10 protein-coding genes are annotated in these 11,672 nt (G+C 66.7%); all 10 read right to left on the bottom strand.

Annotated elements, in window-relative coordinates:
• Positions 1–6 precede the first annotated feature (6 nt).
• The 10 genes from ftsZ to mraY all read right to left on the bottom strand — a co-directional run bounded on the left by ftsZ (position 7) and on the right by mraY (position 11,671).
• Entirely contained in the window at positions 7–1,500 is a 1,494-nt protein-coding gene (gene ftsZ / locus ACFQ00_RS04625; protein ID WP_381486891.1) for a cell division protein FtsZ, read from the bottom strand.
• A 114-nt stretch (positions 1,501–1,614) separates the two neighbouring features.
• Positions 1,615–2,886 (bottom strand): cell division protein FtsA, encoded by a 1,272-nt coding sequence (gene ftsA, locus ACFQ00_RS04620; RefSeq protein WP_381486888.1) that lies wholly within the window; start codon positions 2,884–2,886, stop codon positions 1,615–1,617.
• Positions 2,883–3,764: a cell division protein FtsQ/DivIB gene (locus ACFQ00_RS04615; RefSeq protein ID WP_381486885.1), complete on the bottom strand. Its 882-nt coding sequence runs from the start codon at positions 3,762–3,764 to the stop codon at positions 2,883–2,885. The genes ftsA and ACFQ00_RS04615 overlap by 4 nt, the downstream gene beginning before the upstream one ends.
• Positions 3,761–4,669 (bottom strand): D-alanine--D-alanine ligase, encoded by a 909-nt coding sequence (locus ACFQ00_RS04610; RefSeq protein ID WP_381486882.1) that lies wholly within the window; start codon positions 4,667–4,669, stop codon positions 3,761–3,763. Before ACFQ00_RS04610 ends, ACFQ00_RS04615 begins: the two co-directional genes overlap by 4 nt.
• The gene (gene murB / locus ACFQ00_RS04605; RefSeq protein ID WP_381486879.1) at positions 4,666–5,574 is read right to left on the bottom strand and encodes a UDP-N-acetylmuramate dehydrogenase; all 909 of its coding nucleotides are present in this window, start codon (positions 5,572–5,574) and stop codon (positions 4,666–4,668) included. Before murB ends, ACFQ00_RS04610 begins: the two co-directional genes overlap by 4 nt.
• Positions 5,571–6,983 (bottom strand): UDP-N-acetylmuramate--L-alanine ligase, encoded by a 1,413-nt coding sequence (murC, locus tag ACFQ00_RS04600; protein ID WP_381486876.1) that lies wholly within the window; start codon positions 6,981–6,983, stop codon positions 5,571–5,573. Before murC ends, murB begins: the two co-directional genes overlap by 4 nt.
• Positions 6,980–8,113, bottom strand: coding sequence for an undecaprenyldiphospho-muramoylpentapeptide beta-N-acetylglucosaminyltransferase (gene murG / locus ACFQ00_RS04595; protein WP_381486873.1), 1,134 nt, complete (start codon positions 8,111–8,113; stop codon positions 6,980–6,982). Before murG ends, murC begins: the two co-directional genes overlap by 4 nt.
• Positions 8,110–9,273, bottom strand: a complete 1,164-nt coding sequence (locus tag ACFQ00_RS04590; RefSeq protein WP_381486870.1) for an FtsW/RodA/SpoVE family cell cycle protein — start codon at positions 9,271–9,273, stop codon at positions 8,110–8,112. The genes murG and ACFQ00_RS04590 overlap by 4 nt, the downstream gene beginning before the upstream one ends.
• Entirely contained in the window at positions 9,270–10,604 is a 1,335-nt protein-coding gene (murD, locus tag ACFQ00_RS04585; RefSeq protein WP_381486867.1) for a UDP-N-acetylmuramoyl-L-alanine--D-glutamate ligase, read from the bottom strand. The genes ACFQ00_RS04590 and murD overlap by 4 nt, the downstream gene beginning before the upstream one ends.
• The gene (mraY, locus tag ACFQ00_RS04580; RefSeq protein WP_381486864.1) at positions 10,601–11,671 is read right to left on the bottom strand and encodes a phospho-N-acetylmuramoyl-pentapeptide-transferase; all 1,071 of its coding nucleotides are present in this window, start codon (positions 11,669–11,671) and stop codon (positions 10,601–10,603) included. Before mraY ends, murD begins: the two co-directional genes overlap by 4 nt.
• Position 11,672: the final 1 nt, after the last annotated feature.

Genomic DNA, 11,672 nt, shown 5'->3' with positions numbered 1-11,672 from the left:
CTGGGATCAGTCGTTGACCTGACGGCGGAAGAACCGCGGGATCTCCAGCGGATCCTGCCCGGCCGGTTCCTCGGCGATGGGCTGCGGCTCCTCAGCGCGCGCCTTGTCGGCACCCCGGCTGAGGTTCATCATGCGCTCGAACAGCGTCGGACCCGGGCGCGGCTCCTCGCGCGCGGCGCGCGGCGCCACATACGGGCGCTCGACCGGCTCGTTGATCGGTGCGGGCGGCGCCTCGGCAACCACCGGCTCCGGCGCGGCTTCGCGCACAGGCTCCGGCATACGCAGCGGCATCACATTGTCCGAAAAGCCCGGCTGTGCTTCCTCGAAAGGCTCGGCCTCGGCGACGAGCACCGGCTCCTCCGCCATTACCGGCGGCTCGAGCACGATCTGCCGCTCCTCGGGCGCCAGCGGTGCGGGCGCCGGTGCGGCAGCCGCGACAGGGCGGACGATCGGCGCCGCAGGGGCAAAGCTGCCCGCGACCGAACCGAAACCGCTGACCGTCGTCGCCGGCCGCGCGGGTTCGGCAACCTTGGCGGTGGCATCGATACCGGTCGCAACGACCGACACGCGCATCTTGCCATCGAGGTTCGCGTTGAATGCCGAGCCGACGATGATGTTGGCGTCGGGGTCCACCATCTCGCGGATGTGGTTCGCGGCTTCATCGACTTCCATCAGGCGAAGGTCTTCGCCGCCGGTGATGTTGATGATGACGCCCTTGGCGCCGCGCATCGAAACTTCGTCGAGCAGCGGGTTGGCGATCGCCTTCTCCGCCGCCTCGATGGCGCGGTTCTCGCCCTCGGCCTCGCCGGTGCCCATCATCGCCTTGCCCATCTCGCTCATCACCGTGCGGATGTCGGCGAAATCGAGGTTGATGAGGCCCGGCATGATCATCAGGTCGGTGATGCCGCGCACACCCTGGTGCAGCACCTGGTCGGCCATCGCGAACGCGTCCTTGAAGGTCGTGTTGGCGTTGGCGATCAGGAACAGGTTCTGGTTCGGAATGATGATCAGCGTATCGACATGCTTCTGAAGCTCGGCGATGCCCTCTTCAGCCGAACGCATCCGGCGCGCGCCTTCGAACGCGAACGGCTTGGTGACGACGCCGACCGTGAGGATGCCGCGCTCACGCGCTGCCTTGGCGACGACGGGCGCCGCGCCGGTGCCGGTGCCGCCGCCCATGCCGGCGGTGATGAAGCACATGTGGGAGCCATCGAGCGCCGTTTCGATCTCGCCGAGCGTTTCTTCCGCGGCGGCTCGACCGATTTCGGGACGCGAACCGGCGCCGAGTCCCTGCGTGATCTTGAGGCCGAGCTGGAGTCGGGTTTCCGCCGTCGCCGCCGAAAGCGCCTGCGCATCGGTGTTCGCCACCACGAAATCGACGCCTTCGAGGCCGGACGAGATCATGTTCGCGACCGCGTTGCCGCCCGCGCCGCCGACACCGATCACGGTGATCCGCGGCTTCAGCTCGGTGAGTTCGGGACGTTGCAACTCAAGACTCATGATGCTCTCCTTCGGCGCCGGCGCCCCCCACAAGAGCGCATTTGTTAAACACTACGACAGGATCGATTCCGCGTGAATCCCCAAGACGAAAAAAAATCAACATCTGGTATGTCGTCACAGGCTGGACCTCAGCACTTCGATCATCCGGCCCCACGGCGAGCGTGACATGCGCATCTGCCCACCGTCGCGAACGCTGCCCGCCCAGAGGTCTTCGCGGTCCTCGGCACCATAAAGCGCGAGGCCCGTGAGCGTCGAAAACGCGCTGCCGATCTGCGCCTCCGGAAGGCCCACGAGACCGCGCGGACGGCCGACGCGGCAATGCCGCCCGAGCAGGCCCTGCGCGAAGTCCGCGATGCACTTGAGTTCGGCGCCGCCGCCCGTCAGCACCATCTGACGTCCGCGCGGTCCCTTGAAGCCCATTTCGTTGAGGCGTTCCCCCACGTCGGAGAACAGCATGTCGAGCCGGTCGCGAATCACGGCGACGATCTGCGCGCGCGGCACGCGCGTCGGCTCGATGTCGTCGTCCTCGGAGATGGGAAGGATCTCGATCATGTCGTGATTGTCGCGCGGGCTCGTCGTCGCCGATCCGTAGAGCGTCTTCAGCCGTTCGGCGTGGATGCGCCGGGTGGAGAAGGTGGAGGCGATGTCGGCGGTGATATCCTCGGAGCCCATCGGAATCACCGAAAGGCCGACAAGCATCCCGCGCACGTGGACGGCAACGTTGGTGACGCCCGCGCCGATCTCGACAAGCGCGACGCCGAGTTCGCGCTCCTCGGGGGCGAGACAGGCGAGGCCCGCCGCGATCGGCGAGGCGACGATCGTCTGCACGCCGAGGTCCGCCGTGCGCACGCACTGGTCGAGATTGCGCACCGGCGGCGTGTCCGCCGTGATGATGTGGATGTCGACGCCGAGCCGGTCGGCATGGAGGCCGAGCGGGTTCATCACGCGCGTCGTCTCGTCGAGCGTGTAGAGCGCGGGCTGCGCGTGCAGGATCGTGCGCCCGCCCGCGTCGAGCTGCGCGCGGCCTTCGGAGAGCACGTGATCGATATCGCCGCGCTCGATGCGCTGGCCACCGATATCGACCTCGACCGAAACGATTTCGCTGTCGAGCCCGCCCGCCGAGACGCTGACGACAACGTTCTCGACCGTGACGCCGGCATTGCGCTCGGCCTGCTCCATCGCGGCGCGGATCGCGCTTTCGGTCCGCTCCAGATCGGCGACGAGGCCCTGCCGCAGCCCGGTGCAGGCGCGCTGACCGGTACCGATCACGCGCGGCGGGCTTTCACCGTCGCTGACGGCAATGAGCGCAGCCACCTTCGACGAGCCGATATCGAGCGCCGCAATCGTCCGTTCGCCCCGGCTGCCGGTGCCCCGCCCAACTCTCATATTTCCGTTCCGCCTGCTGCTGGTTGGGTGGTTGGCTGTGCGACCGTGGGCTTCTTGTCGTTTTGCGAGATACGCACGGTCAGCCGATCGGCGAGGCGCATGTCGAAACGGCTGAAGCCCTTGTCGACAAGCCCCGAATCGCGGTCGATCCGCACGAAATTTCCAAGCGCGGCGCGCGCTTCGGCATAGTCATCGGGGAGCGCCAGCGTCTCGCCTGATTTCAGTTTCAGGTCCCAGCGCCGCTCGCCGATCCACACCGCGCCTGCAACGTGCTTCGCCGCCGCCGGATAATCGTGGAGCAGCGCGATCAGGTTCGCCGCCTCGGTATTCGCACCTTTGCCGACCACGATCGGCAGCTTGGCGTAGCGCGTGATATTGTCGGAGGGCAGCACCGCGCCTTCGGTATCCACAAGCCGATGCTCGCCGCGATATTGCCAGATCGCGTAGGGCCTCCGCTCGGTGATGCTGATCGCGAGCGTATCGGGAAGGCGGCGGCCGACGCTCGCGTCCTTCACCCACGGCAGCATCAGCAGCCGTTCGCGCACATCGTCGAGATCAACGAGCAGCATCGAGTCCGAAGCGCCGTCGAGCGCCGCCGTGTAGACCGGCAGGCGGCTCATCGTCTTGAGGCCCGTCACCTCGACATTCTTCACCTCAAAGCCTGCATCGGCGACGCCCACGGCGGCAGCCATCCAGAGCTTGTCGGGAAGCTGGTAGAGCCAGGCCGCAAACAGCGCGATGCCGGCAGCGCCCAGAGACACCGCCGGCGCCATCAGCCGACCCGATTTTGGCCCCTTCGCCCGCACGCGCGGCGCGGGCGGTTTGGCCCTTTGCGGCGGCGGGCGCTTGCCCCGTTTGAGCGTGATCTTCTCGCTCACGCCGCGTCTTCCAGAATGCGCGCGACGAGCGTGTCGTAATCGATGCCGCGATATTTGGCCTGCTCGGGGACGAGGCTGAGCGGCGTCATGCCGGGCTGGGTGTTCACTTCCAAGAGGTAGAGGCCGGCGAGCCCACGGCTTTCATCGTAGCGGAAATCGGAGCGGCTGACGCCTTTGCAGCCGAGCACGCGGTGCGCCTTCAGCGCCATCGCCATCGCCTCGGCGGCGACGTCCTCCGGAATCTCCGCCGGGCATTGGTGCACGGTGAGGCCATCGGTGTACTTGGCATCGTAGTCGTAGAAGCCGCGCGTCGGGATCAGTTCGGTCACGGCGAGCGGCTCGTCGCCCATCACCGCGACGGTGAGTTCGCGGCCCGGAATGAACGGCTCTGCGAGCAGCTTTTCGAACTGTGCCCACGGCCCCGGCGCGTCCGCGGCTATGGGCGTGCCGTAATTGCTCTCGTCGGTGACGATCGCGACACCGACCGAAGAACCCTCGTTCACCGGCTTCAGCACATAGGGGCGCGGCAGCGGATCGCGGTCGTGCACGCTGGCGGAATCGACGACGACACCTTCAGGCATACGGATTCCGGCGGGCACGAGGATACGCTTCGTCAGCTCCTTGTCGATCGCGATGACCGACGTCGCCAGACCCGAATGCGTATATTTCACCCCCAACACGTCGAGCATTCCTTGAACCGTGCCGTCTTCCCCGGGCGTTCCATGCAGTGCATTGAACACGACGTCAGGCTTGATTTCGCTCAGCTTTGCGGCAACGTCGCGTCCCATGTCAACAGCGTAAACATCGTGACCCAAACGCTTCAGCGCGTCGGCGATTCCCTTGCCGCTGGTCAGAGAGACCTCGCGCTCGTTCGACCAGCCGCCCATCAGCACCGCAACCTTCATTTCGCCACTCCCACGCGCTGGATTTCCCATTCGAGTTCAACGCCCTGCGTTTCCTTGACACGGCGGCGCACATCCTCGCCGAGCGCTTCAATGTCGTCGCTGGTGGCGCTGCCTGTGTTGATCAGGAAGTTGCAGTGCTTCTCGCTGACCTGCGCGTCGCCGCGCTTGAGCCCCCGGCAACCGGCGGCATCGACGAGCCGCCACGCCTTGTCGCCGGTCGGGTTCTTGAAGGTCGATCCGCCGGTCTTTGTGCGCAGCGGCTGCGAAGCCTCGCGCGCCTCCGCGATGCGGTCCATCTCGGCGCTGATCGCGGCGGGATCGTTCGGGTGTCCGCGAAACGTGGCGGCGATCACCACCGCACCTTCGGGGAGCGCGCTGTGCCGATACGTGTAGCCGAGGTCGTCGCGGCTCAGGATTTTCCGTTCACCCGAACGCAGCACCACCTCGCAGTCCACGAGGATATCCGCCGTCTCACGCCCATAGGCGCCGCCGTTCATGCGCACGAACCCGCCGACCGTGCCGGGAATCGAACGCAGGAATTCCAGCCCGCCGATCCCCGCATCGCGCGCCGTCGAAGACACCAGAATGCCGGAGGCTCCGCCGCCGCAGCGCAGTGTCACCTCATCGAGCCGCTCAACCGCCGCAAACGCCTTGCCCAGCCGCACGACGACGCCGGGCACGCCGCCATCGCGCACGATGAGGTTGGAGCCGAGCCCGAGCGCCATCACCGGCACGTCCGGCTCAAGCGCCGCGAGGAACCCCGCGAGATCATCCGCATCCTTCGGCTCGAACAGCCATTCGGCGCTGCCGCCGGACTTGAACCACACGAGCGGCGCCAGCGGCGCGTCCGGAGTCAGCCGCCCCGCGGCGGCAGGGATCGTGCGTTCGGCCGCGGCCGCCGTCACGCTGCTCCCCGTTCGCGGCGGATCGCGTCCGCGAGGCCCGCCGCCCACTTGGTGATGTCGCCCGCGCCGAGACAGACGACCATGTCGCCCTCGCGGATCGTGGCCGCTAGCTTCGCTGCCAGATCTTCGGCACCCTCTACGGTGTAGGCATCGCGGTGGCCGGAGCGCTTCAAACCGGCAAGCAGATGCGCGGCGTCCACGCCATCGATCGGCGTCTCACCCGCCGCATAGACGGGCGCGACATACACGGTGTCGGCATCGTTGAACGCGGTCTGGAACTCCGCCATCAGGTCGCGCAGGCGCGTGAAGCGGTGCGGCTGCACCACCGCGATCACGCGGCCCTTCACGCCTTCGCGCGCGGCGGCGAGCACCGCCTTGATCTCGACCGGGTGATGCCCGTAATCGTCGATGATCGCCGCGCCGTCCACCTCACCCACCTTGGTGAAGCGCCGCTTCACGCCGCCGAACTTCGCGAAACCGCTGCGAATGTCCTCGCCGGAAATCTGCAGCTCGAGCGCCACGGCCACCGCCGAGAGCGCATTCTGCACATTGTGCCGCCCCGGCATCGGCAGTTCGAGCCCGTCGATGCGGCGCTGGTTGCCGTCGCGGTCCGTGATGAGCACGTCGAAGCGGTTGCCGCCCGGCACCGGCGTCACGTTCTCGCCGCGCACGTCCGCCTGCGCCGAGAAACCGTAGGAGACGACGCGCCGATCGCGCACGCGCGGCAGGATCGCCTGCACCTCCGGGTGATCGATGCACAGGATCGCCGCGCCGTAGAACGGCACGTGCTCGACGAAATCGACAAACGCCTGCTTGATCTGGTCGAAGCTGCCGTAGTGGTCGAGGTGCTCGGGATCGATGTTGGTGACGATCGCGAACGTCGGCGGCAGGCGCAGGAAGCTGCCGTCGCTCTCGTCGGCCTCCACGACCATCCAGTCGCTGGTGCCGAGGCGCGCGTTGGAGCCGTAACTGTTGATGATGCCGCCGTTCACCACCGTCGGGTCGAGTCCGCCCGCGTCGAGCAGCGCCGCGACCATCGAGGTCGTCGTCGTCTTCCCATGCGTGCCCGCCACCGCGACCGTGGATTTGAGCCGCATGAGTTCCGCGAGCATCTCCGCGCGGCGCACCACGGGGATGCGTTTCTCAAGCGCGAGATCGACCTCGGGATTGCCGCGCCGGATCGCCGTCGACGTCACCACTACCGCGGAATCGCCAAGGTTCTCTGCCTTGTGCCCGATGTGGACAGTGATGCCCTTCTTGCGCAGCCCCTCGATCACATAGCCTTCGGCAATGTCGCTGCCTTGCACCTTGTAGCCGAGGTTGTGCATCAGCTCGGCGATACCGGACATGCCGATGCCGCCGATGCCGACGAAGTGAATCGTTCCGATATCGCGGGCGATGCCCGTCATGCGCTGGCTCCGATCTCAGGGGTTTCGAGGGCCAATGGCACACCGGCGAGCCGCAGGGCAAGGTCGGCGAGCGCCCGCGATGCGTTCGGGCGGCCGACCGACAGGGCACGCCGTGCCGCATTGGCAAGCGCGCCCGGATCGAGCGCCATCGCCTCGATCTGCCGCGCGAGTTCCGCGGGCTTGAAGCCCTTCTGCCGCATCATGCGCGCACCACCCGCCGCCACGACTTCCCGCGTATTCGCGGCCTGATGATCGTCCGTCGCGATCGGCAGCGGCACGAGGATCGCCGGGCGCCCCGCCGCGCACAGCTCACTCACCGTCGAGGCGCCCGCGCGCGCGATTACGAGATGCGCCCACGCCATCGCAGACGGCATGTCGTCGATGAAGGTGGAAAGGTCGGCGGGGATTTCGAGCCGCCGGTATTCAGCGCGAACCTGCTCGATATCCTCGGCACGGCATTGCTGCATCACCTGCAGACGGTGCCGCAGGCTCGCATCGAGCTGCCCGAGCCCCGGCGGCACCACCTCGCCGAAAATGCTCGCGCCAAGGCTTCCGCCTGTGACGAGCACATGGAAGATGCCGTCCGTCTCCAGCGCAGGATACGCCGCCTTGCCGATCTCCACGATCGCATCGCGCACGGGGTTGCCGACGAGCGCGACCTTGTCGGCAAGTTCCTGCTTCACGCGCTCGGTATCGGGAAACGAGGTCGCGATCACGTCCGCCTTGCCCGCGACGAGCCGGTTCACGCGGCCAAGCACTGCGTTCTGCTCGTGGATGATCGTCGGCACGCCCGCCTTCTGCGCGGCGAGCATCGCGGGGAGCACGGGATAGCCGCCGAAGCCGATCACCGCGGCAGGCACGTCCTCCGCGATCAGCCGCGACACGGCCTTGCGCCCGGCGCGAATCTTCAGCCATGCACCCGGCCACTTCAGCGGATTCTTGCCAAGTGTAGACGCCTCGATCACATGCCGCGGCCCTTTGGTGAGGATGCCTTGCAGCCGCGCGCCGCGCTCGTCAGTGATCAGCGAGACGGTATGGCCGCGCGCGATCAGCTCTTCGGCAAGCGCGTGCGCGGGCATCATGTGCCCGCCGGTGCCGCCCGCCGCGACATAGAAGTGCCGCCCGCTCATGCCGTGCGCCCCCGCGGGACATAGGGCGAGGACTTGAGGAAGCGGTTGCGCCGTGTGAGCGCGAGCAGCAGCCCCATGCCCATCGAAAGCGCAAGGAACGACGATCCGCCGTGGCTGATGAACGGCAGCGTCATTCCCTTCGAAGGCAGGAGGTTCAGGTTCACGCCGATGTTGATCATCGCCTGCCCGCCGATCTGCGTGATGAGCCCCGCCGCGCCTAGGAACACGAACGGGTCTTCCTCTTCGAGAAGCTGGAGCAGCACGCGCACGATCATGGCGAGGAACAATATGGCGATGGCGGCGCAGGCGATGGCGCCGAATTCCTCGCCGATCACCGAGAAGATATAGTCGGTGTGCGGCTCGGGCAGCGAGAACTTGTTCTGCCCCTCGCCCGGCCCCGCGCCGAACAGCCCGCCCGCGCGAAAACCGTCGAGCGCCTTGTCGATCTGGTAGGTATCGCCGTCGCCGGTGAGGAAGCGGTCGATGCGGCTCGTCACGTGCGGCACGAACAGGTAGGCGACGACGAGCGCCGCGACACCCGCCGCGATCACGATGCCGAGGATCGCGAAGCTCATCCCGGCCAGCACCGCCTGCACGAGCCACACGCCGACGAACAGCGCCGATTGCCCGATATCGGGCTGCATCACCAGCATGGCCACGACCAGCACGAGCAGTCCGCACGACACGCTGAGCGCGGGCACATCGCCGTCATCGAAGCGCGAGGCGAGCAGCCAGGCGCTCGTCACCGCGAACAGTGGTTTCAGGAATTCGGAGGGCTGGAGCTGGAAGCCGCCGAGCGCGAGCCAGCGCACCGCGCCATTCGCTTCCGCGCCGAAGAACGGCACCGCGGCAAGGCCGACGATAAATACCAATGTGCCGATCAGCGACAGCCGCTTCGCCCACGGGACCGTCAGCATCGAAACGCCGAGCATCAGCGGCACGCCGAGCAGGATCCAGAAGAGCTGCCGCTTGAAATAATACATGTCGTCGAGCTTCACGCTACCGCCCGAATAACGGTGCGCCGCCGCGGGAGACGCCGCCGCGACGGCGATGAGCCCGATGCCGATCAGCACGAGCACGAGCGCCAGCAGCGGCCGGTCGATGGTCCAGAACCAGCGGCCGAGAAGCGTCTTGTCCGCGCGGCCGAGAGGCGTGCTCATGCGCCGAGCTCCTGCACCGCACCCTTGAAGACGTCGCCGCGCTGCTCGAAATCGCGGAACTGGTCGTAGGACGCGCAGGCGGGAGACAGGAGCACGACCTCGCCCGACTTCGCGGCGGCCGCCGCGAGCTGCGTGGCGCGCTCCACCGTACCCGCCCGGATCACGGGAACATAGGCGCCGAGCAGATGCGCATAGACCGTTTCGGCATCGCCGATCACATAGGCGGCGCGGACGTGATCAAGATATGGCAGGCACGCATCGAGTTCGTCGGTCTTGCGCTTGCCGCCCACGATCCAGTGGATCGCAGGGTAAGCGGCGAGCGCAGGCGCGGTCGAGGTCGGGTTCGTCGCCTTGCTGTCGTTGACGTAGAGCACGCCATTGATCTCGGCGACGCGCTCCATGCGGTGCGGCAGACCCGGATAGGTTTCAAGACCAGCCTTGATCGCTGCGGCATCGAGACCAAGCGCCTGCGTTGTCGCGATGGCTGCGACCGCGTTCTGCGCATTATGCGGTCCGGCGAGCGAAGGCCAATCCGCCTGATAGCCGAGCGGTTCACCATCGATGTACGCCGCGCCGTTCACCAGCGAAATGCCTTCGGCAAGAACGGTATCGAGAGATACCGGAACGCCGCCCCGCCCCTTCGCGATGGCCGCCGTATAATCGTCGTCCGACATGAAGATGGCGGTGGCGCCCTCATCCTGCATGTCGAACAGGCGTTCCTTCGATGCGGCGTAGCCTGCCATCCCGTCGTATCGATCGAGGTGATCGGGTGTGATGTTGGTGAGGATCGCCACGTCGCAGGCGAGGCTCTGCGTCAGGTCGATCTGGAACGACGAGAGTTCCAGCACGTAAACGCCACCTTCCGGCAAGGCATCCTGCGACAGGATCGGCAGGCCGATATTGCCGCCCATCGTTGCGGGGACACCCGCGTGCGCGAGGATATGGTGCACGAGTGCGGTCGTCGTCGATTTGCCGTTGGTGCCGGTGATGCCGACGACCTTGTGCGGCGGCAGCTCGGCGCGCGCATGGGCGAAGAGTTCGATGTCGCCCAGCACCGGCACCCCCGCTGCTGCGGCGCGCGCGGCCAGCGGATGCGTGTTGAGCGGAACGCCGGGCGACACGACGATGCCGTCGAAGGCGGAAAGGTCCGTCGTATTGAGATCGGCCACGTGGACCTGAACGTCCTCGATGGCGGCACGCTTCTTCGCGTCGTCGTCCCAAACCGTCACCGTCGCGCCGGCCGGCCGCAAGGCCGCAACGACGCTGAGCCCGGTGCGGGCGAGGCCGAAGACAGCGTAGTGCCGGGTGGAGAAGGCGCGCGCGGTGATCATCTGAGTTTCAGCGTGGCGAGGCCGGCAAGCGCCAGCACGATGGAAACGATCCAGAAGCGGATGACCACGGTCGATTCGGGCCAGCCGAGCTGTTCGAAATGGTGGTGGATGGGGGCCATCTTGAAGACGCGTTTACCGGTGAGCTTGAAGCTCGCCACCTGCACGATCACCGAGACGGTTTCCAGCACGAAAAGACCGCCGACAAGGATCAACACGATTTCGTGATTCGTGACGACCGCGACCGACCCCAAGGCCCCGCCGAGCGCGAGGCTGCCGGTGTCACCCATGAACACGGCGGCGGGCGGCGCATTGTACCAGAGGAAGGCGAGGCAGGCGCCGATCAGCGCGCCGAGGAACACGGTGAGATCGCCCGCGCCGTTCACGAACACGATGCCGAGATAATCGGAAAACCGGATATTGCCGACGAGATAGGCGATGAGCGCGAAGGTGAGCGCGGCGATGATCACCGGCATCGTCGCCAGCCCGTCGAGACCGTCGGTGAGGTTCACGGCATTGCCGAAGCCGGTGACGATGAACGCCGCGAACAGGATGTAGAACGGCCCGAGATTGAGGCCGAAGTTCGTGAACGGGAAGAACAGGCGCGTGTCGGTCACATCGGTGATCGCCCAGCAGGCGATGCCCGCGATCAGGAATTCCAGCAGCAGCCGCGTGCGCCCGGAAACGCCCTTGTGGTTCCCTTTCGAAACCTTCGAATAATCGTCCGAAAAGCCGATCGCGCCGAAGCCCAATGTCACGAACAGGCACGCCCACACGAACGGATTTTCGAGGTTCATCCAGAGCAATGTCGAGATGGTGAGCGAGATGAGGATCATCAGCCCGCCCATCGTCGGCGTGCCGCGCTTGGTGAGGAGGTGGCTGGCAGGCCCGTCCTCGCGGATCGGCTGACCCTTGCCCTGTTTCAGGCGCAGCCAGTCGATCATGCGCGGCCCGATGATAAGCCCGATGGCGAGCGCGGTGATGACCGCCGCGCCGGACCGGAACGTGATGTAGCGGAACAGGTTCAGGATGCCGGGGAAGTCGAGCGCTTCTGCGAGAATATAGAGCATA

It is taken from the genome of Sphingosinicella xenopeptidilytica (genome assembly GCF_042676985.1).
In the GTDB taxonomy this organism is placed as follows: domain Bacteria; phylum Pseudomonadota; class Alphaproteobacteria; order Sphingomonadales; family Sphingomonadaceae; genus Sphingosinicella; species Sphingosinicella xenopeptidilytica.
This window is presented reverse-complemented; position numbering and strand designations above follow the sequence as displayed.

Bases quoted from the DNA above. Each gene is read 5' to 3' on its own strand.
- ftsZ (WP_381486891.1), bottom strand. From the start codon at position 1,500: ATGAGTCTTGAGTTGCAACGTCCCGAACTCACCGAGCTGAAGCCGCGG.
- ftsA (WP_381486888.1), bottom strand. From the start codon at position 2,886: ATGAGAGTTGGGCGGGGCACCGGCAGCCGGGGCGAACGGACGATTGCG.
- ACFQ00_RS04610 (WP_381486882.1), bottom strand. From the start codon at position 4,669: ATGAAGGTTGCGGTGCTGATGGGCGGCTGGTCGAACGAGCGCGAGGTC.
- murC (WP_381486876.1), bottom strand. From the start codon at position 6,983: ATGACGGGCATCGCCCGCGATATCGGAACGATTCACTTCGTCGGCATC.
- murG (WP_381486873.1), bottom strand. From the start codon at position 8,113: ATGAGCGGGCGGCACTTCTATGTCGCGGCGGGCGGCACCGGCGGGCAC.
- ACFQ00_RS04590 (WP_381486870.1), bottom strand. From the start codon at position 9,273: ATGAGCACGCCTCTCGGCCGCGCGGACAAGACGCTTCTCGGCCGCTGG.
- murD (WP_381486867.1), bottom strand. From the start codon at position 10,604: ATGATCACCGCGCGCGCCTTCTCCACCCGGCACTACGCTGTCTTCGGC.
- mraY (WP_381486864.1), bottom strand. From the start codon at position 11,671: ATGCTCTATATTCTCGCAGAAGCGCTCGACTTCCCCGGCATCCTGAAC.